The following is a 24,823-nucleotide window of genomic DNA, read 5'->3' as shown; positions in this document are numbered from 1 at the left end:
CATGCCCGCTGCCGCTCAGCCCCGCCGCACCCGCACCACCCGCCTCGCCCGTGCCTTCGCCGTCGCCGGCACCGGTGCCGCCGTCCTCGCTGTGTCGCTCGTCGGCGCCACCAGCGCCTCCGCGGCCACCGGCACGACCACCAAGACCGCCGCCACCACCGTCGCCGGGTACCCCAACAACCTCGACGGCTGGATCCGCGAGTCCCTCGCGATCATGGCCCAGAAGGGCATCCCGGGCACCTACAACGGCATTTACCGCAACGTCATGCGGGAGTCCTCCGGCAACCCGCGCGCCATCAACCTCTGGGACTCCAACGCCGCCGCGGGCATCCCGTCCAAGGGTCTGCTCCAGGTGATCGACCCGACCTTCAACGCGTACCACGTGGCCGGCACCTCCTTCGACCCCTACGACCCGGTCGCCAACATCACCGCGGCCTGCAACTACGCCGCCGCCCGGTACGGGTCGATCGACAACGTGTTCAGCGCGTACTGACGGTCCCGCCGACCGGCGCGGAATCGGCCGCCCGGCGTGTGCCCACACCTGACGGAGGGGCACGCGCCGGGCGGCCGTCACTCTTCCGGGGACGGCCGTGCACCTGGGACACCCGTGCACCGAGGACGGTCATGTACAGGGCGGGCCGGGGCGCTGGGCACGGTCCTGTACTGATGTGCCGGTCAGTCGGTCGGGAACAGTCTTTCGAGGACGACCGCGATGCCGTCCTGCTCGTTCGACAGGGTGATCTCGTCGGCCGCCGCCTTGAGTTCGGGGTGCGCGTTGGCCATGGCGACTCCGTGTCCGGCCCAGTCGAACATCGGGATGTCGTTGGGCATGTCGCCGAACGCCAGCGCCTCCTCCGCCGCGATCCCGAGCCGCTCGGCGGCCAGCGCGAGACCGGTCGCCTTGGTCACCCCGGACGGCTGGAGCTCCACGGTCCCCGGCCCGGACATGGTGACCGTGGCCAGCGAGCCCACCACCGCGCGTGCGATGGCCGCCAACTCGTCGTCGGACAGTCCGGCGTGGCGCAGCAGCACCTTGCTGATCGGCGCGCACCACAGGTCGTCGCGCCGGCCGACCCGGACCGCGGGCAGGGTCGGGTGCGGCATCCGGTAGCCGGGCTCGATGAGCGTGAGCCCCTCGACCCCGTCCTGGTCGACGGCCGCGTACACCTGCCCCACCTCGGCCTCGATCTTGCCGAGCGCGGTCTCGGCCAGCTCCCGGTCCAGCCGGACCGACCACAGCAGGCGGCCGGTCCCGGCGTCGTAGACCTGTGCGCCCTGCCCGCACACCGCGAGCCCCGTACAGCCGAGGCGTGCCAGCAGCGGCCGTACCCGCGGGGCCGGGCGGCCCGTCACCACCAGGTGCCGGGCGCCGGCCCGCGCCACCCGCGCGAGCGCGGCGAGCGACCGGTCGGAGACGGTGTCGTCGCCGCGCAGCAGCGTTCCGTCCAGGTCGGTGGCGATCAGTGCGTATGCGGGGGTGGCTGCCATGATCAGAGAATACGGATACCGGGCCCCGCCGACTCACCTTGTCGTCCTGCGCACTTACGTACTGGTCCACCCCAAGTAGTGCCGACCGGCTCCTCGTTGATGATTGTTGACGGGGGGCTCAGGCGCGGCCGGCGGCCTCAGCCGTGGGCCGACGCCACGTGTTTCGCCAGGCGTGGGGAGGCGAACTCCGTGCCGCAGACGAAGCGCATCACCGGGCCGTACGACGATGCCGCCGGCAGGCCGGTGAAGTACAGGCCGGGAACGGACGAGACGAAGCCGGGGCCGAGCTTCGGTGTGCCGCGGCTCACCGCGAGCCGGGTGCGCAGCTCATGGCCGAGGAAGTCCATCGCCGCGACGTCGACACGGTAGCCGGTAGCGGCGATGACGTGGTCGGCGGTGAGCCGCTCGATGTGCCCGCCGTGGGTGCGGACGGTGAGGACGGGGCTGCCGTCCGGTGCCTCGGTGCTCACCACTCGCGCCACGTCCTGCACCTGCACCGCGCTCTCGAAGCGCTCGCGCAGCCACCAGGCGCCGAGCGGTCCGAGCACGCGGCGGACCAGGAAGTGGCGGGTGGCCTCGGGCAGATAGCGGTAGGGGTGCGGGTAGTAACTGAACGCCCAGAGCGACCAGGCGCGGCCGAACGGGGACTCGGGGCGCAGCTTCGGCTGCTCCCAGGGCGGCGCGCCGAAGGCGACCCGGCCGCGGCCGCGCGCGACGACACGCACGCGTGCCCCCGCCTCGGCGGCGAGCGCCGCCGTCTCCAGCGCGGACTGGCCGGAGCCGACCACGATGAGCTCCTTGCCGGCGAAACGGCGCAAATCGTGATGCTGGGAGCTGTGCGAGACCGGGCCGGTGGCCGCCGGCCCGTCGGCCGCGGCTCCCGCGAGCTCCGCGGGCAGGTGCGCGAGGCCCGCCAGACCGGTGGCGACGACGACCGCGCGCGCGGTGAACATCTCCCCCGAGTCCAGCTTCAGCTCGAAGCAGCCGCTCTTGTCGCGGTCCACGGAGACGACCCGCACCCGCTCCAGGTCGGGGACCAGCTTCTGCTGGAACCACTCACCGTAGGCGATGAACGTATCCACCGGGATGATGTCCTCGTCGGCCACCAGGCGCCTGATCCCGGCCGCGTCGCAGTAGTCGGCGAGGGTGTGGCCGGGCTGCGGGCAGTCGAAGTTCGAGGCGGCGGGCGTGGACTTCAGGAGCATGCCCTCGGGCATGTGGTCGCTCCAGCTGACCATGGGGTCGCCGAAGACGCGGACGGGGATGCCGCGCGCCCGCAGATGGGCGGCGGTGGACAGGCCGAACGGCCCGGCCCCGATGACTGCAACCGGTCGAGTCACGAAGTCCCTCCCCAGGACATGGTGCGCCACTCTTTGTGTGGCTTTGCCTACTTCGTGGAGGTGCCGCTGCCGCGGCGATTGGTCCGCCACAGCTGATAGAGGTGCTTCGCGCCCGGGCGCACGAAGCGGGCGAGCATCGTGAGGAACGGCAGCGGGTCGTCACCCGCGAGCCAGGCCAGCTCCGTCCCGCTCGCCTTCGCCGGCGCGTGCGGCGTCGTATAGCCGCTGCGGCGGTAGGCGAGGAGGGCGGGGAGGTCGATGTTCTCCACGATGTAGCGGTGGCCGGCGCGCTGTTCCCCCTCCGGAACGGGGCGGCCGGTCAGGTTCAGGTGCATGGCGCGTACGACGTCCACGCCCGACTCGTTCTCGAACAGCCGGAACTGGGCGCCCGTGCGCGGGTTGAAGTCGAGGAGCTTGTACTGTCCGTCGCGCCGGTCGAAGCGCAGGTCGAGGTCGATGATGCCGCTGTAGCCGATCTGTTTGATGAAACGCGCGGCGAGGTCGGTGAGTTCCGGGTTGTCGACGACGTACGCGTTCGCCGTCATGCCGGCGTGCGGCGGCCACGAGCGGACCTTGACACCGGTGAACAGCGCGAGCGGGCTTGCGTCCTGGTCGAAGCAGGCGTGCACGATCCAGTCCTCGGCCTCCTCGCGCGGCAGGTACTCCTGGAGGATCACCCCCGGCCGTTCGCCCCAGTCACGCGCGAGGGTGAGCAGGCCCTCACGGGTGGCGATCCGCGTGGTGCCGTTGACGGCGGGCTGTTTGCGCCGGACGAACGCCTCCCGGTTCTTGGCCACCACCGGAAAGCGGGCCGAGTCCGCGAAGGCGACGATGTCCTCGTACGACTCCGGGAACGCCGACGCGGGGGTCGCGATGCCGTGTTCCAGGCACAGTTCGTGCAAGCCCTGCTTGCTGGCGAGCCGACGCGGCAGCGCGGGGTCGACGCGCGGGAAGAGAAAGGAACCGGCCAGCTCGTCCTGGTGCTCGGCGATCAGTACGGCGGCCTCCTCGTCGGTCGGGACGAGGACGGCGGGGCGGCCGATGCGGCGGCCGATGCGCAGCAGGCCCTCGACCAGGCGGCCCGCGTCCTCCGCGCCGGTCGTCGGCCACACGAAGGCCTTCTTCAGATAGCGGGAGGAGGCCGCGGGCGTGTAGGCGTCCTCGGTGATGGCGTACATGGGCACGCCGAGCCGACCCAGGCTGCGGATCGCGCCGACACCGCCATGGTGCAGCGGATAGTCGCCGAACTTGACGATCAGCCCTGGTACGTCCCGGTCCGCCTCGAACGGCACACCGACGGTGTCTCCGGCCACGGGTCCCCCCACGTGTCCCCCCAACGGAACGGACCCACCCCGTCCGTGTCCCCAAAGGACGCTAAGCCGGAATTGCCGCCTCCGACAAGGCCTATTCGGACATTGCGAACTCTTTAGCCAGGATGCGGGCAACCTTTCGAAGGCCCTGCGACACACACGTTTCGGACACCGTGACGGGTGTCGCAGGAGGCTCTGCCCAAGACACGCATCACGGCCGTAACGTGTGGCGCGACCACATGGAACGAGCGCCATGCACGGCCCGGATGAGAGTGAGGCAGCACCCCATGCCCCCCTTCGACGTCCCCGAGGGCGACCCCTTCGGCCCGCACAACCTTCCCTATGGCGTGTTCTCGCCCTCCGGCAGCACGGAGCGGAGGGTCGGTGTCCGGCTCGGGGACCAGGTCCTCGACGCGGGCGCCGCGGCGGCCGCCCTCGGCTCGCCGCACCACACGCTGCTCGCGCGGCCCACCCTCAACGCACTGCTGGCCGCCGGCCGCCCGGCCTGGACGGAGGTACGGCGCGCCATCACGGCCTGGATCACGGACCCCGCACACCGCGAGGCCGTCGAGCCGCTGTTCCACCCCCTGTCCGAGGTGACCCTGCACCTGCCCTTCGAGGTGGCGGACTACGTCGACTTCTACGCCTCGGAGAACCACGCCCGCAACGTCGGCCAGATCTTCCGCCCGGACGCCGAGGACTCCCTCACCCCCAACTGGAAGCACCTCCCGATCGGTTACCACGGCCGCTCCGGCACGGTCGTCGTCTCCGGCACGGACGTCGTACGGCCGTCCGGGCAGCGCAAGGCCCCGGCCGACCCGGCACCCGTCTTCGGCCCGTCGGTCCGGCTGGACATCGAGGCCGAGGTCGGCTTCGTCGTGGGCGTGCCGTCCGGACTGGGCCGACCGGTCGCGCTCGGCCACTTCCGCGAGCACGTCTTCGGGCTGTGCCTTCTGAACGACTGGTCCGCACGGGACATCCAGGCCTGGGAGTACGTCCCCCTCGGCCCCTTCCTCGGCAAGTCCTTCGCGACCTCGGTGTCGGCGTGGATCACCCCGCTGGACGCGCTGGAGCACGCGCGCGTGGCGCCTCCGGAGCGCACGCACCCGCTGCTGCCCTACCTGGACGACTCGGCACCCGGCATCGAGCCCGGCGGCTACGACCTGCGGATTTCCATCGCCATCAACGGCCACGTGGTCTCCGAGCCGCCTTTTTCGACCATGTACTGGACCGCCGCCCAGCAGCTCGCCCACATGACGGTGAACGGCGCCTCGCTGCGCACCGGCGACCTGTACGGCTCGGGCACGGTGAGCGGCCCCGAGGAGCGTCAGCGCGGCTCGCTGCTGGAGCTGACCTGGAACGGCCGCGACCCTCTCGAACTCCCCGAGGGCAAGCGGGCCTTCCTGGAGGACGGCGACGTGGTGACCCTGTCGGCCTGGGCCCCCGGCGCGGACGGACGCCGGGTCGGACTGGGGGAGGTCAGCGGACGCGTCGTGGCGGGCTGAGCGGCGCCGCGGCGCGCGGCGTCGGACAAGGGGCGCCGGGGTGACCGGCGCCTCGTAGCAGGAGATCGACGAGTCCGCCGGAGCGAGCATCGTGGACTCCTGGAGGCGGTGCGGCAGGCTCTGCGGGACCGGGAGGCGTAGGGCCTCCCCATCCTGCGGGGCGGCAAACGGGCAAGCCGGGGAGCAGGCGGCCGGATGCGCGGACAGGCGGCCGGATACGCGGAACGGATCACTGCTCGAGACCTGACTCCCGCCGCCCCGCACCGTCATACTGGGGCGCGGACACGGACCCCACGAGGCGCCCTCGGCGCATCGCCCCGCACCACCCGCACCACCTGACACCCGCACAACTCTCCGACCAGGAACCGGAGCCCCGGCATGACCGTCTGCCTGCTCCTGCTGAGCGTCGTCGCCCTGACGGCCGCCCTGCCGGCGCCGCGCGCGCTGACCCGTGCCGCATGGCCCGAGCGGGACCCCGTGGTCGCGTTGTGGGTGTGGCAGTGCCTGGTCGCCACCGTCCTGCTGTGCTGCCTGGCCGCACTGGTCCTGGGCACAGCGGCCGTCTTCCACACCGTCCGCGACCGCGTGTTCGCCCCCGCACCGCCCTCCGTCACCGCCGCCTACGACCTCTCCTCCGCGCCGGTGTGGGCCGCCACCCTCACCGTGCTGCTCGCCTGCGGGGCGGCCTGGACGACGGCGATGCTGGCGCGGGAACTCTTCGAAGCCCGCCGCAGCCGTGGCCAGGCCCGCGCACAGCTCCGGGAGCGCGCCCCCGACCTGCCGGCCGGACTGCCGGCGGCACGCGGCCCGATGCTGGTGCTGGAGGACGAGTACCCGGACGCCTGGTGGATGCCCGGACACCCACCGCAGTTGGTCGTCACCACGGGCGCGCTCCACCGGCTCACCGACCACCAGCTGGACGCCGTCCTCACCCACGAGCGCGGGCACGCGCGTGCCCACCACGACTGGCTGCTGCACCTGTCCACCGCGCTCGCCACGGGCTTCCCGCGCGTGCCGCTGTTCGCCCACTTCTGTGACCAGACGCACCGCCTGGTCGAGCTGGCCGCCGACGACACGGCATCCCGGCGCTGCGGCCACCTCACCACGGCCCTCGCGCTGATCGAGCTGAACCAGCACCGTGGCGTCCTGTCCTGTGACTCCAGCCGCCGCCTCCTCGGCGAACGCGTGGACCGGCTGCTGGAACCGCCGCCACGGCTGCTGCGCCGGCACCGGGCCCTGACGACTGCGGTGGCCGCCCTGGTGCCGTTGCTACCGCTTCTCATCACGTTCGCGCCGGGACTGACCGCACTGTCCTGACGGCGTCGTCCCGGGCGGGTTCGCCAGGTTGCCGCCGAGTGGCAGATCTTCCCGTCCGGAGAGGAGAGCCCACAGGTCAGCGGCATATCCAACGCCCCCTCACCTGGCGCAACACTTCGGCAACACGACTTTCCCTACCGCATCGGTATGGTTCCAGCCATGCCACCCACCGACCGTCCCCGAGACCACGCCGGTCAGGGCGCCGCGACCACGGTCGCCGCCCACCGCACGCGTCGTCGGCTGCGTGCGGACCGGGCCCGGCAGCTCGCCGACCTGTTGCGCCACCAGATCCTCACCGGCGCCTTCCAGAACGGCCCCCTTCCCCACGAGTCCACCCTCGCCGCCGACTACCGCGCCTCCCGCAACACCGTTCGCCAGGCCCTGGACCTCCTCAGGGCCGAGGGACTGGTGGAACGGCTGCCCGGAGTCGGCACCGTGGTCGTCGCCCGGAAATACCCGCACGGGCTCGACCGTCTCATGGGCCTCGCGGAAACCCTCCGCGAGCACGGTCGCGTCACCAACGAGGTCCGCACCATGGGCCCCGCCCCCGCGCCCAGCCCGGTCGCCGACCGCCTCCACGTCCCCGCCGGCGCCGACGTCCTCTACATCGAACGCCTGCGCCGCCTGAACGGCCTCCCCCTCTCCCTCGACCTCACCTACATCCCGCTCGACATCGGCACCGCCCTGCTCGGCGCCGACCTTGAGAACACCGATGTCTTCCGCCTCCTGGAAGCCATCACCGGACAGCCCCTCGGCCATGCCGAGATCACCCTGGAGGCGGTGACGGCGGACGCCCACTCCGCCGCCGTGCTCCAGGCCCCGCGCGGCGCCGCCGTGCTCATGCTGGAACGCCTCACTCACCTCGCCGACGGCCGCCCCGTCGACCTGGAGTTCATCCGCTTCCGCGGCGACCGGATCACCATGAGCGGCCTGCTCCACCGGTCGTAGACACCCCGCCGCACCCGCCCCTGCCTGCACGTTTCCTGGAGACAGCCATGCCCTTGGCGCCCCAGCGGGCCGACGTGCCCGTGACCATCGACGAGTCGAAGTGCATCGACGGCTGCACCCTCTGCGTGGACATGTGCCCGCTGGACTCCCTCGCCATCGACGAGACCAACGGCAAGGCGTACATGCACGTCGACGAGTGCTGGTACTGCGGCCCCTGCGCAGCCCGCTGCCCCACCGGAGCCGTCACGGTCAACATGCCCTACCTGCTGCGGTGAGAGGTACAACCACCATGAAACGAACGGCAGTCGCCGCATCCGCCGCCGCGCTCCTCCTTCCCCTGTCCGCCTGCGGCGGCAGCGCTGAGGCCGGCAGCGACTCGACGGTCACCGTGACCGTCGGCTACCAGTCCAAAACCATCAACACCGTCACCGCGGGTACTCTGCTGCGCTCCCTCGGTTCCTTCGAGAAGCAGCTCGACTCCCTGCACGACGGCCACACCTACAAGGTCGACTGGCAGGACTACGCCACCGGCGCCCCGATCACCGCCCAGATGACCGCGGGCAAGATCGACATCGGCTCGATGGGCGACTTCCCGCTGCTGCTCAACGCGGCCCGCGGCGAACAGCTCGGCCGCCCCACCCACCTGGTCTCAGTGACCGGCTACAACCTGCGCGGCGGCCTGAACACCGTCGTCACCGCGCCCGGATCGAAGCTCACCTCCCTGCAGGACCTGACGGGCAAGAGGGTCTCCACAAGCGTCGGATCCGCCGCCGACGGCACCCTCGTACGGGCCCTGCAACGCGCCGGCATCGATCCGGACAAGGGCATCTCCAAACTCAACCAGCAGCCTGCCGTGGGCGCCTCGGCGCTCTCCTCCGGCGGCGTGGACGCCCTGTCGCAGTTCGTCGCCTGGCCGGGCCTGCTCGCCTACCAGGGAAAGGCGAAGGCCCTGTACGACGGCGCCCAGCTGAACCTGCCCACCTTCCACGGCGTCACCGCCCGCGAGGACTTCGCCAAGCAGCACCCCGGCGTTCTGGAGGCCTTCCTCAAGGCCCAGGCAGAGGCGACGGACTACCTCAACTCCCACCCCGTGGCCGCCGCAGAGCAGGTCGCGAAGGCCACCGGCCTGCCCGCCGAGGTCGTCTACCTCTACAACGGCGCCCACGGCATCGCCACCTTCGACCCCGCCGTCAAGCCGCAGCTGGTCTCCGCGCTGAAACAGGACGTGTCCGTACTGAAGGCCGCCAAACTGACCGGCGACATCGACGTGGGCTCCTTCACCGACGACCGCTACATCAAGAAGGCCCTCGGCGCCTCCTACGCCCGGCGGCTTGCCGCCGGACCTCCGCCGGCCGCGTGCGAGGTATGGCCCAAGGGCAGCGAGAAGACCGTCTCCTTCAAGTCCCCCAAGCAACTGCTGACCTACGTGGCCGGCCACCAGGGCGACATCCGCGCCGCCTACGTGCCTGACCCCACCACCGGCACCCTCTGGTTCGCCGACAAGGCGGTGTGGGTGGCCGACGGCGACCAGCTGCTGCCCTTCGTCACACCGGCGACCGCGCAGGCCTACGTCGCCGCCCACGGCGGTGCCCGTACGGTGTCCTACCGCGAGGCTCTGGAGCGTGCCTCATGAGCCGGCGCCCCCTGGTCCGTTATGCGCTGCGGACGGCCTCCCTCGCCGCTTTCCTCGGGCTTTGGCAGTTGCTGACCAGCCTGAATGTCGACCTGTGGCTGCGCTTCTCGCAGTTCCCGACGGTCACCGACGTGGCCCGTGCCTTCGCGGACCGGCTCTCCGGGAGCGACTACTGGACCGACCTCACCGACAGCCTCACCCGGATCCTCACCGGCTTCTCGCTGGCGGCCGTTCTGGGCGTGGCGACCGGCGTGCTCGTGGCCCGCTCGCGCCTCGCCGAAGATCTGCTCGGCCCGGTCCTGGAGGTGATCCGCCCGATCCCGGCCATCGCCCTCGTCCCGGTCGCGATCCTCCTCTTCCCGTCCAACGAGCAGGGCATCGTCTTCATCACCTGCACCGCCGCCTTCTTCCCCGTGCTGGTCTCCACCCGGCACGCGGTCCGCGCGCTGACCCCCGTCTGGGAAGAGGCGGTGCGCACCATGGGCGGCGGCCGGCTGCGGATCCTCGGGTCGGTCGTGCTGCCGGGCGCGCTGCCCGGCATCTTCGGCGGGCTGTCGGTCGGCATCGGCGTGTCGTGGATCTGCGTGATCTCCGCCGAGATGATCTCCGGCCAGTACGGGGTCGGCTACCGCACCTGGCAGGACTACACGGTGGTGAACTACCCGGGCGTCTTCGTCGGCATGGTCACGATCGGCGTCCTCGGCTGGGTCACCTCCACGGCCGTGGAACTCCTCGGCGGGCGCCTGACCCACTGGCTGCCCCGCACCTCGTACGTCCCCGGTGGCCGCAGCACCCGCGTGCCCCGGCCTGTCGCCGTCTCCGTTCGTGCCGACAACGATTCCGAGCACCAGGCCCAGCCCGAGCAGCAGGGCCACAAGGACGCCGAGGAGGCCCGCGATGAGCACCTCGTCTGAGACCGTCACAGCTCCCACCACGTCGGCATCGGGCGCCGTAGGCGGCACCCAGCTCGCCTTGCGTTCCGCCGTGCTCGGCCGCCCGGACGCGCCGGTGCTGTACGACGTCGACCTGGACGTCTCCCCAGGCGAGATCCTCACCGTCGTCGGCCTCTCCGGCTGTGGCAAGTCCACGCTGCTGCGCACCCTCGCCGGCCTGCTACCTCCGTTGGACGGCGTCGCCGAGGTGGACGGGCGGCCGCTGGCTGGCGCCTCGGCCGACCGCGCGCTGGTCTTCCAGGAGGACGCACTGCTGCCCTGGCGCACCTTGCGCGGGAACGTAGAACTGCCGCTCGCCATCAGCGGCGTACCACGCTCCGAACGCCGTTCCCGGGCCGAGTCCTGGCTCGCCCGCGTCGGACTCAGTGCGCAGGCCGGGCAGTTGCCGCACCGGGTGTCCGGCGGGCAGCGCCAGCGCGCCCAGTTGGCCCGCGCACTGGCCGACAGCCCGCGCGCCGTCCTCATGGACGAGCCCTTCGGCGCCCTCGACGCCCAGACCCGCTCCGGCATGCAGGACCTGCTGGTGGAGGTGTTGCGCGGGACGGGCGCGACCGTCGTCTTCGTCACGCACGACGTCGACGAGGCCCTCTTCCTCGGCGACCGTGTGGCCGTGCTCGGCTCGGGCCGGGTGGCCGCCGTACGGGACGTGCCCGAGCCACGTGACCGCGGGGCCCTGGGCGACCCGGCCCGCGTGGCCCTGCGCCGCGACATCCTCACCTCGCTCGGCTCCTGAAAGGCACCCCGGTGACCACCCCCGCCACCTTTTCCCCCGAGATTCCCCCCGTCACCGACGCCGAGGAGCTGACCTGCGACGTCCTCGTCATCGGTGGCGGCACCGCCGGCACCATGGCCGCCCTGACCGCCGCCGAGCGCGGCGCGAACGTCCTGCTGCTGGAGAAGGCCCACGTCCGTCACTCCGGCGCGCTCGCCATGGGCATGGACGGCGTCAACAACGCGGTCATCCCCGGCCGTGCCGAACCCGACGACTACGTCGCCGAGATCACCCGCGCCAACGACGGCATCGTGGACCAGTCCACCGTCCGCCAGACCGCCACCCGCGGTTTCACCATGGTGCAGCGGCTGGAGTCGTACGGCGTCAAGTTCGAGAAGGACGAGCACGGTGAGTACGCGGTGCGCCAGGTGCATCGCTCCGGCTCGTACGTACTGCCCATGCCAGAGGGCAAGGACGTCAAAAAGGTCCTGTACCGGCAGTTGCGGCGGCACGAGATGCGGGAGCGGATCCGGATCGAGAACCGGGTGATGCCGGTCCGGGTCCTGACCGCGGAAGGGCGGGCCGTGGGCGCCGCGGGCTTCCACACCCGCACCGGCGCCTTCGTCACCGTCCGCGCGGGCGCCGTCATCCTCGCCACCGGCGCCTGTGGCCGGCTCGGCCTGCCCGCCTCCGGGTACCTCTACGGCACCTACGAGAACCCCACCAACGCCGGGGACGGGTACGCCATGGCCTACCACGCGGGCGCCGAGCTGACCGGCATCGAGTGCTTCCAGATCAACCCTCTGATCAAGGACTACAACGGACCGGCCTGCGCCTACGTCGCCAACCCCTTCGGCGGCTACCAGGTCAACCGGCACGGCGAGCGGTTCGTCGACTCCGACTACTGGTCGGGGCAGATGATGGCCGAGTTCGCCGAGGAGGTCGCCAGTGACCGCGGCCCGGTCTACCTCAAGCTCAGCCATCTCCCGGAGGAGTCGGTCTCCGCTCTGGAGTCGATCCTGCACTCCACCGAGCGGCCCACCCGGGGCACCTTCCACGCCGGCCGCGGACACGACTACCGCACCCACGACGTCGAGATGCACATCTCCGAGATCGGCCTGTGCGGCGGCCACTCCGCCTCCGGAGTCCGCGTCGACGCCCACGCCCGTACGACCGTCCCCCGCCTGTACGCCGCCGGCGACCTCGCCTGCGTCCCGCACAACTACATGATCGGCGCTTTCGTCTTCGGCGACCTCGCGGGCGCGGACGCCGCCCAGTACACGGCCTACGAGGGTGAACTTCCCGCGGACCAGGTGCGTGAGGCGCATGAGCTGATCTACCGCCCGCTGTGCAACCCCGACGGCCCGCCGCAGCCCCAGGTCGAGTACAAGCTGCGCCGTTTCGTGAACGACTACGTGGCACCGCCGAAGTCCGGCGCCCGGCTCTCGCTCGCCCTGGAGGCCTTCGAGCGGATGCGCGCCGACATCGCCGCCATGGGCGCCCGCACCCCGCACGAGCTGATGCGCTGCGCCGAGGTCACGTTCATCCGTGACTGCGCCGAGATGGCCGCTCGCGCCTCCCTCGCCCGCACCGAGTCCCGCTGGGGCCTCTACCACGACCGTCTCGACCACCCCGGCCGCGACGACATCTCCTGGTTCCACCATCTCGATCTGCACAAGTCCCCCTCTGGTGCCATGGAGTTCACGGCGCGCCCCGTGGCTCCGTACCTGGTTCCGGTCGAGGAGTTCGCGCCGGTCGGCGGTCCCTCCCGGAAGCTGGGCGAGGTCAGTCCGGAGCACGTGGCCACGGCCGGGCCGCGTGAGGTGGCGCCGGTCGCGGCCGGACCGACGTCCGCGCGTGCCACCGCCTCCGCCGACCGGGGGTGCGCGCCGGACGTCGCCTCACCCCGGCTCCTGGAGCTGCTGGAGCTGGCCGAGGCGAAACACGAACTCGCCCTGTTCGAGGCCTACTTGACCGACACGGATCCCGCCGTCCGCCGTACGGCCGTCTCGGTCCTCACCGAGACCCTGCCTCCCGGCACCGGACAGGCCCTGGCCGGCGCCCTGGCCGATCCCGAGGCCGAGGTACGCGCGGCAGCCGCTGCCTCGCTGCGCGAGCTGGTCGAGACCCTGCCTCCCGAACCCGCCCTGGGCGCCGCCCTCACCGGCGCGCTCGCCTCGGCCGACCCCGTGGTCCGCGCCGCCGCCCTCGACGTACTGCGCGCCCTGCGGCTCGGCGAGGCCGGGGTGTTCGCGGCGGCGCTGGACGACCCGGACATCACGGTGCGCACCGAAGCCGTACGAGCGCTGGTCTCCGTCGACGCGGTCGGACCGCTGGCGGGTGCTGTGGACGATCCCTCCCGGGAGGTCCGGGTCACCGTGGCCAAGGCTCTGGCCGCCGTCGGCTCGGCGTCCCCGGCCACGGCCGACCGGGAGCTGCTGGCCGCCGCCCTGGACCGGCTCACCGAGGACGGCGATCCCCTGGTGCGGGGGGCCGCGTTCGCCGCCCTGGCCGGCACCGGCTGCCCGGGCCCGCTCGCCCGCCGTGCCGTCGCCGCGCTGTCCGACCCCGCCTGGCAGGTCCGCTCCGGCGCCGCCACCGCGCTGTCTGCCGCGTCCCCCGGGACCGCCGTCCCCGCCCTGGCCAAGGCGCTGGCGGACCCCAACGCCGACGTGCGCAAGGCGGCGGTGATCGCCCTGACCCGGCACCGGGCCACGGAGGAGGCCCGCGCGGCCCTCGCCACGGCCGCGGTCGACACGGACGCGGACGTCAGGGCGTACGCGGCTCGGGGTCTGTGACGGCGACGCTCCCGCGTGTCGCCCCGGACCAGACCGCTATATCCAGTCGTCCGGCTCCGACTCCGACTCCTCGTGCGGCTCCGGCCAGTCGGCCTCCTGCGCGTCGCCTGCGGTAGGGGCCGGGGCGTCCAGGGCTGCCAGCACGGCGAGCACGCCCTCCCCGTACGTCGCCAGCTTCTTCTCCCCGACGCCGCTCACCGTGCCGAGCTCACGCACCGAGCCGGGCCTGCGGGTGACGATCTCCCGCAGGGTGGCGTCGTGGAAGATGACGTACGCCGGCACGCCCTGCTCGCGGGCCTGTTCGGCACGCCAGGCACGCAACGCCTCGTAGGCCGGAAGGAGTTCGCCGGGCAGCTCGGCCGCGCCGGCCTTGGCCTTGCGGTCTCCACCGGAGGCGCCGGCCGACCTGGACCGGGAGGCGGCCGGCTTCTTGGGCTCCTTGCGCAGCGGTACCTCCCGCTCGCTCCGCAGCACGGAGCCGCTCGCCTCGGTGAGCACCAGAGTGCCGTACTCCCCCTCGACCGCGAGCAGACCCTGCGCCAGCAGCTGCCGGATGGCACCCCGCCACTCGGCCTCGGTGAGGTCCTGCCCGATGCCGAAGACGGACAGCTGGTCGTGGTCGAACTGGATCACCTTGCCGGTGCGCTTGCCGAGCAGGATGTCGACGATCTGCACGGCGCCGAACTTCTGGCCGCGCTCCCGCTGCAGCCGCACCACCGTCGACAGCACCTTCTGCGCGGCGATCGTGCCGTCCCAGGTCTCCGGCGGGGTGAGGCAGGTGTCGCAGTTGCCGCAGCCCGCCGCGTCAGGGTCCTGGCCGAAGTACGCGAGCAGCTGGCCACGGCGGCACTGGGCGGTCTCGCACAGCGCGAGCATCGAGTCGAGGTGGGCGGATGCGCGGCGGCGGAACGCCTCGTCGCCCTCGCCGGACTGGATCAGCTTGCGCTGCTGTATGACGTCGTTCAGGCCGTACGCCATCCAGGCCGTGGACGGCAGTCCGTCGCGTCCCGCGCGGCCGGTCTCCTGGTAGTAGCCCTCGATCGACTTGGGCAGGTCCAGGTGGGCGACGAACCGTACGTCCGGCTTGTCGATGCCCATGCCGAAGGCGATGGTCGCCACCACGACCAAGCCGTCCTCGCGCAGGAACCGGGACTGGTGGGCGGCGCGCAGGCCTCCGTCCAGGCCCGCGTGGTACGGCACCGCCTGGATGCCGTTGGCGCTCAGGAACTCCGCTGTCCGCTCCACCGAGTTGCGCGAGAGGCAGTAGACGATACCGGCGTCGCCCGGGTGCTCCTCGCGCAGGAAGGCGAGCAGCTGTTTCCTGGGGTCGGCCTTGGGCACGATCCGGTACTGGATGTTGGGCCGGTCGAAGCTGGCGACGAAGTGGCGGGCCGTCGGCAGGTTCAGCCGCTGGGTGATCTCCTCGTGGGTGGCGCGGGTGGCCGTGGCGGTGAGGGCGATGCGCGGGACGTCCGGCCAGCGCTCGCCGAGGAGGGACAGCGTCAGGTAGTCGGGGCGGAAGTCGTGACCCCACTGGGACACACAGTGCGCCTCGTCGATCGCGAAGACGGAGATCTTGCCGCGCGAGAGCAGGTCGAGCGTGCCCTCCAGGCGCAGCCGCTCCGGCGCCAGATACAGCAGGTCCAGTTCGCCGGCCAGGAACTCGGCCTCGACCATGCGCCGCTCGCCGAAGTCCTGCGTGGAGTTGATGAAGCCGGCCCGCACCCCGAGGGCACGCAGGGCGTCCACCTGGTCCTGCATGAGCGCGATCAGCGGCGAGATCACCACGCCCGTACCAGGTCTGACCAGGGCCGGGATCTGGTAGCACAGTGACTTGCCGCCGCCGGTGGGCATAAGGACGACGGCGTCGCCGCCCGCCACGACATGCTCGATGACCGCTTCCTGCTCGCCCCGGAAAGCGTCGTATCCGAAGACCCGGTGCAGCGTGGCCAGCGCCTCGCTGTCGACCGCGCCCGGCCCCTCGGTCGCCCGTGGCATCTCCCTGATCCCGCCCATCGCACCCATCGTCCTGTCCCCCGTCGGTCCCCCGCGTGTCGTCCTCGACCACTGCCTCCACGATAGGGGTCCGGACCGACAGCCTCGGAGTTATCCACAGGCTGGGTCCGTTCTTCCGCCTGGCAAGCCCTGAAATACGCCGCTGCCCGGTGCCCTCCTGACCGAGGGTGCCGGGCAGCGGCGTCTTGCGAGGTGAGCGTCAGCGTACGAACACCCCGGCCTGGCTCGCCAGGTCCAGGAAGTACTGCGGCGCCACACCGAGCACCAGCGTCACCGCCACGCCCACACCGATCGCCGCCATGGTCAGCGGGGACGGCACGGCCACGGTCGGGCCCTCCGGCCTCGGCTCGCTGAAGAACATCAGGACGATCACGCGGATGTAGAAGAACGCGGCGATCGCCGAGGAGATCACACCGACCACGACCAGCGGGGCCGCGCCGCCGTCCGCCGCTGCCTTGAACACGGCGAACTTCCCGGCGAAGCCGGAGGTCAGCGGGATGCCGGCGAAGGCCAGCAGGAATACCGCGAAGACCGCCGCCACCAGCGGGGAGCGGCGGCCGAGCCCCGCCCACTTGGACAGGTGGGTCGCCTCGCCGCCCGCGTCGCGCACCAGAGTGACCACCGCGAAGGCGCCGATGGTCACGAACGAGTAGCCGGCCAGGTAGAAGAGGACGGACGAGACGCCGTCCTTCGACGTGGCGATGACACCCGCGAGGATGAATCCGGCGTGCGCGATGGACGAGTACGCCAGCAGCCGCTTGATGTCGGTCTGCGTGATCGCGATGATCGCGCCGCCGAGCATGGTGATGATCGCCACGGCCCACATGACCGGCCGCCAGTCCCAGCGCATCCCGGGCAGGACGACGTAGAGCAGACGCAGCAGCGCGCCGAACGCGGCCACCTTGGTCGCCGCCGCCATGAAGCCGGTCACCGGGGTCGGCGCGCCCTGGTAGACGTCCGGCGTCCACATGTGGAACGGCACCGCGCCCACCTTGAACAGCAGGCCCATCACGATCAGGGCGCTGCCGAGGAGCAGCAGTGCGTCGTTGCCCATGGTGTTGGCGAGTGCCGGGTCGACGTTGATGACCGTACCGTCGACGACCTGGGCGATGCGCGCGTACGACACCGAGCCCGCGTAGCCGTACAGCAGGGCGATGCCGAACAGCGTGAACGCGGAGGCGAACGCGCCGAGCAGGAAGTACTTGACCGCGGCTTCCTGCGACATCAGCCGCTTGCGGCGGGCCAGCGCGCACAGCAGGTACAGCGGCAGGGAGAAGACCTCCAGGGCCACGAACAGGGTCAGCAGGTCGTTCGCCGAGGGGAACACCAGCATGCCGGCGATCGCGAAGAGCAGCAGCGGGAAGGCCTCCGTGGTGGTGAAACCGGCCTTCACCGCGGCCTTCTCGCTGTCGCTGCCGGGTACGGAGGCGGCCTGCGCGGCGAAGGAGTCGACGCGGTTGCCGTGCGCGGCCGGGTCGAGGCGCCGCTCGGCGAAGGTGAAGAGGCCGACGAGACCGGCCAGCAGGATCGTGCCCTGCAGGAACAGGGACGGGCCGTCGACCGCGATCGCCCCCATGGCCGCGATGTGCGCCTTGGTGGTGCCGTAACCGTCGGCCGCCAGCGCGACCACCGCCGCGAAGGCGGCGCACAGGGCTACGACGGACACGAAAACCTGCGCGTAGTAGCGGGACTTGCGCGGGAGGAACGCCTCGATCAGCACGCCGATCAGCGCCGCACCGACGACGATCAGCGTCGGCGACAATTGTCCGTATTCGATCTTCGGTGCCGGGATCTTCGCGATCGGGTCGGCCGCGGTTGTCCACAGGCTGTGGACGGCTGTTGCGCTCACTTGGCCGCCTCCACCGAGGGCTTGGGGTCGGTCTTGTGTACGTCGGACATGGTCTGCTTGACCGCCGGGTTGACGATGTCCGTGACGGGCTTCGGGTAGACGCCCAGGAAGATCAGCAGCACGATCAGCGGGGCGACGACCACGAGTTCACGCGCGCGTAGGTCGGGCATCGCCGAGACCTCGGGTTTCACCGGGCCCGTCATCGTCCGCTGGTACAGCACGAGGGTGTAGAGCGCGGCGAGGACGATGCCGAAGGTGGCGATGACGCCGATCGCCGGGTAGCGCGTGAACGTGCCGACCAGGACCAGGAACTCGCTGACGAACGGGGCGAGTCCGGGCAGCGAGAGGGTGGCGAGGCCGCCGATCAGGAAGGTACCGGCGAGCACCGGGGCGACCTTCTGCACTCCTCCGTAGTCGGCGATGAGCCGCGAGCCGCGCCGGGAGATCAGGAAGCCGGCGACCAGCATCAGCGCGGCCGTGGAGATGCCGTGGTTGACCATGTAGAGCGTCGCGCCGGATTGGCCCTGGCTGGTCATCGCGAAGATGCCCATGATGATGAAGCCGAAGTGCGAGATCGACGCGTAGGCGACCAGGCGCTTGATGTCCCGCTGGCCGACGGCGAGCAGTGCGCCGTAGACGATGCTGATCAGGGCCAGGACGAGGATGACGGGCGTCGCCCACTTGCTGGCCTGGGGGAACAGCTGGAGGCAGAAGCGGAGCATCGCGAAGGTGCCGACCTTGTCGACGACCGCGGTGATGAGGACGGCCACCGGGGCGGTGGACTCCTGCATGGCGTTGGGCAGCCAGGTGTGCAGCGGCCACAGCGGCGCCTTCACCGCGAACGCGAAGAAGAAGCCCAGGAACAGCCAGCGTTCGGTGCTGGTGGCCATGTGCAGCGAGCCGTTCGCGCGGGCCTGCGCGATCTCCTGCAGGCTGAAGTTTCCGGCCACTACGTAGAGTCCGATCACCGCGGCCAGCATGATCAGGCCGCCGACCAGGTTGTAGAGCAGGAACTTCACTGCCGCGTACGACCGCTGGGTCGAGGCCGCCTCCTCACCCTGCGCGTGGGCACGGTCTCCGAAGCCGCCGATGAGGAAGTACATCGGGATGAGCATGGCTTCGAAGAAGATGTAGAAGAGGAAGACGTCGGTGGACTCGAAGGAGATGAGCACCATCGCCTCGACGGCCAGGATCAGCGCGAAGAAGCCCTGAGTCGGCCGCCAGCGGCGGCTGCCGGTCTCCAGCGGATCGGCGTCGTGCCAGCCCGCGAGGATGATGAACGGGATCAGTACGGCGGTCAGGGCGATGAGCGCCACCGCGATGCCGTCGACCCCCAGCTCGTATCTCACCCCGAAGTTCTTGATCCACGCGTGGGACTCGGTGAGCTGGTAGCGGGCGCCACCCGGGTCGAAACGGACCAGGACGGTGATCGCCAGGGCGAGCGTGGCGAGCGAGACGAGCAGCGCCAGCCACTTTGCGGCGGCGCGCCGGGCGGCCGGTACGGCGGCCGTGGCGACGGCCCCTACGGCCGGGAGCGCCGCCGTCGCTGTCAGCAGAGGAAAGGACATCGGTATCAGACCGCCCTCATCAGCAGGGTTGCGGCGACCAGGAGTGCCGCGCCGCCGAACATCGAGACCGCGTAGGAGCGGGCGAAGCCGTTCTGGATGCGGCGGAGCCGTCCGGACAGGCCGCCGAAGCCGGCCGCCGTGCCATTGACGACGCCGTCGACCAGGGTGTGGTCGACGTAGACCAGGGAGCGCGTCAGGTGCTCGCCGCCGCGCACCAGGACCACATGGTTGAAGTCGTCCTGGAGCAGATCGCGGCGGGCCGCGCGGGTGAGCAGCGAGCCGCGCGGGGCCACGGCGGGGACGGGCTTGCGGCCGTACTGGGCCCAGGCGATGCCGACGCCGATGACCAGGCAGACCAGGGTCGCGCCGGTGACCGTCCAGGTGCTGACCGGGGAGTGGCCCTCACTGTGCCCGGTGACCGGCTCGAGCCAGTGCAGGAAGCGGTCGCCGAGGTTGAAGAAGAAGCCGCAGGCCACCGACCCCACAGCCAGCACGATCATGGGGATCGTCATGACCTTGGGCGACTCGTGCGGGTGCGGCTCCGCGTACTCGCCACGCGTCTCGGCGGCGGGCTCCACGCTCGGTTCGGCCGGGGACGGGGTGGGGGCGTGCCGCCAGCGTTCTTCTCCGAAGAACGTCATCAGCATCACGCGCGTCATGTAGAAGGCGGTGATGGCCGCGCCCAGCAGGGCTGCGCCGCCGAGGATCCAGCCCTCGGTGCCGCCCTTGGCGAAGGCCGCCTCGATGATCTTGTCCTTGGAGTAGAAGCCGGACAGGAACGGGAAGCCGATGATCGCCAGGTAGCCGAGACCGAAGGTGATGAACGTGATCGGCATGTACTTCCGCAGCCCGCCGTAGCGGCGCATGTCGACCTCGTCGTTCATGCCGTGCATGACGGAGCCGGCGCCGAGGAACAGCCCGGCCTTGAAGAAACCGTGCGTCACCAGGTGCATGATCGCGAAGACGTAGCCGATGGGGCCGAGGCCCGCGGCGAGCACCATGTAGCCGATCTGCGACATGGTCGAGCCGGCCAGTGCCTTCTTGATGTCGTCCTTCGCGCAACCGACGATCGCACCGAAGAGGAGCGTGACCGCGCCGACCACGGTGACGGCCAGCTGGGCGTCGGGGGCGGCGTTGAAGATGGCTCCCGAGCGGACGATGAGGTACACGCCCGCGGTCACCATCGTCGCCGCGTGGATCAGGGCCGAGACCGGGGTCGGGCCCTCCATGGCGTCGCCGAGCCAGGACTGCAGCGGCACCTGGGCGGACTTGCCGCAGGCGGCGAGGAGCAGCATCAGGCCGATCGCGGTGAGCTTGCCCTGGGAGGTGTCGCCGGTGTGGCTGAGGACCGGGCCGAAGGCGAAGGTGCCGAAGGTGGCGAACATCAGCATGATCGCGATCGACAGGCCCATGTCGCCGACGCGGTTGACCAGGAAGGCCTTCTTCGCGGCCGTCGCGGCGCTGGGCTTGTGCTGCCAGAAGCCGATCAGCAGGTACGAGGCGAGGCCGACGCCCTCCCAGCCGACGTACAGCAGCAGGTAGTTGTCGGCTAGGACGAGCAGCAGCATCGCCGCGAGGAACAGGTTCAGGTAGCCGAAGAAGCGGCGGCGCCGCTCGTCGTGCTCCATGTACCCGACCGAGTACAGGTGGATCAGCGAGCCGACGCCCGTGATGAGCAGGACGAACGTCATCGAGAGCTGGTCCAGGCGGAAGGTGACGTCCGCCTGGAAGCTGCCGACCGAGATCCACGTCCACAAGTGCTGTGTCAGGGTGCGGTGTTCGGCGCTCCTGCCGAGCAGGTCGGTGAAGAGGACGAGGCCGATGGCGAAGGAGACGAACGACAGCAGTGTGCCGATCCAGTGGCCGACGCGGTCCAGGCGCCGGCCGCCGACCAGGAGGACGGCCGCTCCGAGCAGGGGCGCCGCGATGAGCAGCGCGATCAGGTTCTCCACGATTCTTCCGACCCCTTACAGCTTCATCAGGCTGGCGTCGTCGACCGAGGCCGAGTGGCGGGTACGGAACAGCGACACGATGATCGCGAGGCCCACCACGACCTCCGCGGCGGCGACGACCATCGTGAAGAAGGCGATGATCTGGCCGTCGAGGTTGCCGTGCATCCGGGAGAAGGTGACGAACGCGAGGTTGCAGGCGTTCAGCATCAGCTCGATGCACATGAAGACCACGATGGCGTTGCGCCGGATCAGTACGCCGGTCGCACCGATCGTGAACAACAGGGCGGCGAGATAGAGGTAGTTGACCGGGTTCATTTCGACGCCTCCTCGGGCCGCTTGAACGTCGCCGGTTCGATCGCCTTGCGCTCCAGGCGTTCCTCCGCGCGCTGTTCCAGCGCCCGCAGGTCGTTGAGCGCCTCCGCCGACACGTCACGGATCTGACCGCGCTCGCGCAGCGTCTTGCTGACGGTCAGCTCGGACGGGGTGCCGTCGGGCAGCAGGCCCGCGATGTCGACGGCGTTGTGCCGGGCGTAGACACCGGGGGCGGGCAGCGGCGGTACGTACGTGCCCTCGCGGACGCGCTGCTCGGCCAGCTCGCGCTGGGTCTTGGCGCGCTCGGTGCGCTCGCGGTGGGTGAGCACCATGGCGCCGACGGCGGCCGTGATGAGCAGGGCGCCGGTGATTTCGAAGGCGAAGACGTACTTGGTGAAGATGAGGGAGGCGAGGCCCTCCACATTGCCGTTGGCGTTCGCCCGGCCGGTGCCGGAGAACTCCTTCAGGGAGGCGTTGCCGATGCCGGCGAACAGCAGGACACCGAAGCCGACACCGCACAGAAGGGCCAGCCAGCGCTGGCCCTTGATGGTCTCCTTCAGCGAGTCCGCGGCCGTCACGCCGACGAGCATCACCACGAACAGGAACAGCATCATGATCGCGCCGGTGTAGACCACGATCTGCACGATGCCCAGGAAGTAGGCGCCGTTGGCGAGGTAGAACACCGCCAGGACGATCATGGTCCCGGCGAGACTGAGCGCGCTGTGCACGGCCTTCTTCATGAAGACGGTGCACAGGGCGCCGAACACCGCGACGGTGCCGAGGACCCAGAACTGGAAGGCCTCACCGGTTGAGGTGGTGTAGGCGGCGAGCTGCGTCGTCATCGGCCGATCACCTTCTCCGAGGCCGGCTCCTCCTCGCCGAAGGTGGACGCGGCCTCCTGCGGGACCTCGCCCTTGGACAGGGCGACCTGGCGGACCGTGCCGGGCGCTGCCTGTGTCACCAGGCCCCGGTAGTAGTCCTGCTCGTCGGTCCCCGGGAAGATCGCGTGCGGCGTGTCGACCATGCCCTCTTCGAGACCGGCGAGGAGCTGTTCCTTGGTGTAGATGAGGTTGGCGCGGCTGGAGTCGGCCAGTTCGAACTCGTTGGTCATCGTCAGCGCGCGCGTGGGGCACGCCTCGATGCACAGGCCGCACAGGATGCAGCGGGCGTAGTTGATCTGGTAGACGCGGCCGTACCGCTCGCCCGGCGAGTAGCGCTCCTCATCGGTGTTGTCGGCGCCCTCCACGTAGATGGCGTCGGCGGGGCAGGCCCAGGCGCACAGCTCGCAGCCGACGCACTTCTCCAGGCCGTCCGGATGGCGGTTGAGCTGGTGCCGTCCGTGGAACCGCGGAGCCGTGGTCTTCTTCTGCTCCGGGTACTGCTCGGTCAGCCGCTTCTTGAACATGGCCTTGAAGGTCACGCCGAAACCGGCCACAGGGTTCAGGAAACCGGGCTTGGTCTCCTTGGGCTCCTCAGCCATCGGACGCCTCCTTTCCATCCGAAGATCCGTCACTGACAGTGTCCGGCCCACCACTGACAATCAGCTCCCGCTCGCGGCGCGAGCGGCGCCTGGGCACCGGCGGCAGCTCTTGTCCGGGCAGCGGCGGCACGGGGAATCCGCCCGCCATCGCGTCGAATCCGGTCGGCTCGGCGGCGGGCTGTTCGGCCGTCTTCGCCTTCTCCCGGAACATGTCGGCGACGAAGGAGATCAGCAGCAGGGCGAGGACTCCGCCGCCCACATAGAGGGCGATGTCGGCGAAGTCGTAGTGCTCGTTGCGCAGGGCCCGTACGGTCGCCACCAGCATCAGCCAGGTCACGGAGACCGGGATGAGGACCTTCCAGCCGAGCTTCATCAGCTGGTCGTAGCGGACGCGAGGGAGCGTGCCGCGCAGCCAGATGAAGAAGAACAGCAGCAGCTGGACCTTGATCACGAACCAGAGCAGCGGCCACCAGCCGTGGTTCGCGCCCTGCCAGAAGGAGCTGATCGGCCAAGGGGCGCGCCAGCCGCCGAGGAACAGGGTGGTCGACACGGCGGAGACCGTCACCATGTTCACGTACTCGGCGAGCATGAACATCGCGAACTTGATGGACGAGTACTCGGTGTTGAAGCCGCCGACCAGGTCGCCCTCGGACTCCGGCATGTCGAAGGGGGCGCGGTTGGTCTCGCCGACCATCGTGACGATGTAGAGGATGAACGAGACCGGCAGCAGCAGGATGTACCAGCGGTCGTGCTGCTGCGCCACGATCGTGGACGTCGACATCGACCCCGAGTACAGGAACACGGAGGCGAACGCGGCACCCATGGCGATCTCGTAGGAGATCATCTGCGCGCAGGAGCGCAGTCCGCCGAGGAGCGGGTAGGTGGATCCGGAACTCCAACCCGCGAGGACGATGCCGTAGATGCCGACGGAGGCGACCGCGAGGATGTAGAGCATCGCGATCGGCAGGTCGGTGAGCTGCATCGCGGTGCGGGTGCCGAAGATCGAGATCTCGTTGTCGGCCGGGCCGAAGGGGATCACCGCGATCGCCATGAAGGCCGGGATGGCCGCCACGATCGGCGCCAGGACGTAGACCACCTTGTCGGCACGCTTGACGATGATGTCTTCCTTGAGCATCAGCTTCACGCCGTCGGCGAGCGACTGGAGCATGCCCCAGGGGCCGTGCCGGTTCGGGCCGATGCGCAGCTGCATCCAGGCGACGACCTTGCGCTCCCAGACGATGGAGAACAGCACGGTCACCATCAGGAAGGCGAAGCAGAACACGGCCTTGATGACGACCAGCCACCAGGGGTCGCGGCCGAACATCGAGAGGTCTTCAGCTGCGAGGTACGGGCTCATGCCTCCACCTCCTTGGGGGCCTGTTCGGCGGATGCCGCCGGGCCGATACGGACGAGTGAGCCGGGCCGTGCCCCGCTGTCGGACGCGACGCCCGCGCCGACGGAGTTCAGCGGAAGCCAGACCACCCGGTCAGGCATCTCGGTGATCTGCAGCGGGAGTTCGACGGTGCCGGAGGGGCCGGTGACGGCGAGGGCGTCGCCCTCCTTGACGCCCGCCTCGGCGGCCGTCGCCGCCGACACGCGCGCGTGCGCGGCGTGGCGGGTTCCGGCGAGCGCCTCGTCGCCC

Annotated in this window: 21 protein-coding genes; 9 read left to right on the top strand and 12 right to left on the bottom strand. The window is 70.7% G+C overall.

Annotation, left to right across the window (positions count from 1 at the left end; genetic code table 11):
- The first annotated feature begins 1 nt into the window (after position 1).
- Entirely contained in the window at positions 2 to 493 is a 492-nt protein-coding gene (locus ABT288_RS36765; RefSeq protein ID WP_351617461.1) for a transglycosylase SLT domain-containing protein, read from the top strand.
- Positions 494 to 675: 182 nt separating this feature from the next.
- Here the strand turns inward: ABT288_RS36765 and ABT288_RS36760 are convergent, their stop codons facing one another.
- The 3 genes from ABT288_RS36760 to ABT288_RS36750 all read right to left on the bottom strand — a co-directional run bounded on the left by ABT288_RS36760 (position 676) and on the right by ABT288_RS36750 (position 4,120).
- The gene (locus tag ABT288_RS36760; RefSeq protein WP_351617459.1) at positions 676 to 1,488 is read right to left on the bottom strand and encodes an HAD family hydrolase; all 813 of its coding nucleotides are present in this window, start codon (positions 1,486 to 1,488) and stop codon (positions 676 to 678) included.
- A gap of 137 nt (positions 1,489 to 1,625) precedes the next feature.
- Positions 1,626 to 2,828: an FAD-dependent oxidoreductase gene (locus ABT288_RS36755; RefSeq protein WP_351617457.1), complete on the bottom strand. Its 1,203-nt coding sequence runs from the start codon at positions 2,826 to 2,828 to the stop codon at positions 1,626 to 1,628.
- Positions 2,829 to 2,875: 47 nt separating this feature from the next.
- On the bottom strand, positions 2,876 to 4,120 hold the full coding sequence (locus ABT288_RS36750) for a carboxylate--amine ligase (protein WP_351617489.1): 1,245 nt from the start codon (positions 4,118 to 4,120) through the stop codon (positions 2,876 to 2,878).
- Between the two features lie 305 nt (positions 4,121 to 4,425).
- Between ABT288_RS36750 and fahA the strand changes: the two genes are divergently transcribed.
- From fahA to ABT288_RS36710, 8 genes are all read left to right on the top strand, one after another.
- Positions 4,426 to 5,643 (top strand): fumarylacetoacetase, encoded by a 1,218-nt coding sequence (gene fahA, locus ABT288_RS36745; RefSeq protein ID WP_351617455.1) that lies wholly within the window; start codon positions 4,426 to 4,428, stop codon positions 5,641 to 5,643.
- A gap of 378 nt (positions 5,644 to 6,021) precedes the next feature.
- Positions 6,022 to 6,960 (top strand): M56 family metallopeptidase, encoded by a 939-nt coding sequence (locus ABT288_RS36740; RefSeq protein WP_351617453.1) that lies wholly within the window; start codon positions 6,022 to 6,024, stop codon positions 6,958 to 6,960.
- 159 nt (positions 6,961 to 7,119) lie between these two features.
- Positions 7,120 to 7,908: a GntR family transcriptional regulator gene (locus ABT288_RS36735; RefSeq protein WP_351617450.1), complete on the top strand. Its 789-nt coding sequence runs from the start codon at positions 7,120 to 7,122 to the stop codon at positions 7,906 to 7,908.
- Positions 7,909 to 7,955: 47 nt separating this feature from the next.
- Complete coding sequence (locus ABT288_RS36730) at positions 7,956 to 8,183, top strand: 4Fe-4S dicluster domain-containing protein (RefSeq protein ID WP_031166915.1); 228 nt, start codon at positions 7,956 to 7,958, stop codon at positions 8,181 to 8,183.
- A 14-nt stretch (positions 8,184 to 8,197) separates the two neighbouring features.
- Positions 8,198 to 9,541 (top strand): ABC transporter substrate-binding protein, encoded by a 1,344-nt coding sequence (locus ABT288_RS36725; RefSeq protein WP_351617448.1) that lies wholly within the window; start codon positions 8,198 to 8,200, stop codon positions 9,539 to 9,541.
- The gene (locus ABT288_RS36720; RefSeq protein WP_351617445.1) at positions 9,538 to 10,455 is read left to right on the top strand and encodes an ABC transporter permease; all 918 of its coding nucleotides are present in this window, start codon (positions 9,538 to 9,540) and stop codon (positions 10,453 to 10,455) included. The genes ABT288_RS36725 and ABT288_RS36720 overlap by 4 nt, the downstream gene beginning before the upstream one ends.
- Positions 10,439 to 11,227: an ABC transporter ATP-binding protein gene (locus tag ABT288_RS36715; RefSeq protein ID WP_351617442.1), complete on the top strand. Its 789-nt coding sequence runs from the start codon at positions 10,439 to 10,441 to the stop codon at positions 11,225 to 11,227. The genes ABT288_RS36720 and ABT288_RS36715 overlap by 17 nt, the downstream gene beginning before the upstream one ends.
- A gap of 11 nt (positions 11,228 to 11,238) precedes the next feature.
- On the top strand, positions 11,239 to 14,004 hold the full coding sequence (locus ABT288_RS36710) for a fumarate reductase/succinate dehydrogenase flavoprotein subunit (RefSeq protein WP_351617439.1): 2,766 nt from the start codon (positions 11,239 to 11,241) through the stop codon (positions 14,002 to 14,004).
- A 36-nt stretch (positions 14,005 to 14,040) separates the two neighbouring features.
- Here ABT288_RS36710 and recQ read toward each other — a convergent pair whose 3' ends face one another.
- From recQ to ABT288_RS36665, 9 genes are all read right to left on the bottom strand, one after another.
- On the bottom strand, positions 14,041 to 16,029 hold the full coding sequence (gene recQ / locus ABT288_RS36705; protein ID WP_351617436.1) for a DNA helicase RecQ: 1,989 nt from the start codon (positions 16,027 to 16,029) through the stop codon (positions 14,041 to 14,043).
- A gap of 190 nt (positions 16,030 to 16,219) precedes the next feature.
- Positions 16,220 to 17,869, bottom strand: coding sequence for an NADH-quinone oxidoreductase subunit NuoN (nuoN, locus tag ABT288_RS36700; protein WP_351617434.1), 1,650 nt, complete (start codon positions 17,867 to 17,869; stop codon positions 16,220 to 16,222).
- On the bottom strand, positions 17,866 to 19,437 hold the full coding sequence (locus tag ABT288_RS36695) for an NADH-quinone oxidoreductase subunit M (RefSeq protein WP_351617432.1): 1,572 nt from the start codon (positions 19,435 to 19,437) through the stop codon (positions 17,866 to 17,868). The genes nuoN and ABT288_RS36695 overlap by 4 nt, the downstream gene beginning before the upstream one ends.
- 5 nt (positions 19,438 to 19,442) lie before the next feature.
- A complete protein-coding gene (nuoL, locus tag ABT288_RS36690; RefSeq protein WP_351617429.1) occupies positions 19,443 to 21,389 on the bottom strand; it encodes an NADH-quinone oxidoreductase subunit L in 1,947 nt (648 codons plus the stop codon).
- A 15-nt stretch (positions 21,390 to 21,404) separates the two neighbouring features.
- The gene (nuoK, locus tag ABT288_RS36685; protein WP_023547474.1) at positions 21,405 to 21,704 is read right to left on the bottom strand and encodes an NADH-quinone oxidoreductase subunit NuoK; all 300 of its coding nucleotides are present in this window, start codon (positions 21,702 to 21,704) and stop codon (positions 21,405 to 21,407) included.
- Positions 21,701 to 22,543: an NADH-quinone oxidoreductase subunit J gene (locus ABT288_RS36680; protein WP_351617426.1), complete on the bottom strand. Its 843-nt coding sequence runs from the start codon at positions 22,541 to 22,543 to the stop codon at positions 21,701 to 21,703. Before ABT288_RS36680 ends, nuoK begins: the two co-directional genes overlap by 4 nt.
- Positions 22,540 to 23,181 (bottom strand): NADH-quinone oxidoreductase subunit NuoI, encoded by a 642-nt coding sequence (nuoI, locus tag ABT288_RS36675; RefSeq protein ID WP_055703804.1) that lies wholly within the window; start codon positions 23,179 to 23,181, stop codon positions 22,540 to 22,542. Before nuoI ends, ABT288_RS36680 begins: the two co-directional genes overlap by 4 nt.
- Positions 23,174 to 24,538 carry an NADH-quinone oxidoreductase subunit NuoH gene (gene nuoH, locus ABT288_RS36670; protein WP_351617423.1) on the bottom strand — a complete coding sequence of 455 codons (1,365 nt, stop codon included), beginning with the start codon at positions 24,536 to 24,538 and terminating at the stop codon, positions 23,174 to 23,176. Before nuoH ends, nuoI begins: the two co-directional genes overlap by 8 nt.
- Positions 24,535 to 24,823, bottom strand: a 289-nt coding sequence (locus ABT288_RS36665) for a molybdopterin dinucleotide binding domain-containing protein (RefSeq protein ID WP_351617421.1), incomplete at its 5' end; no start/stop codon positions are given. The genes nuoH and ABT288_RS36665, both read right to left, overlap by 4 nt.

This window comes from Streptomyces sp. NPDC001093, from assembly GCF_040298985.1.
Classification (GTDB): Bacteria; Actinomycetota; Actinomycetes; order Streptomycetales; family Streptomycetaceae; genus Streptomyces.
Note: the sequence above shows the minus strand (reverse complement) of the source record. Positions and strands in the feature narration are given on the sequence as shown.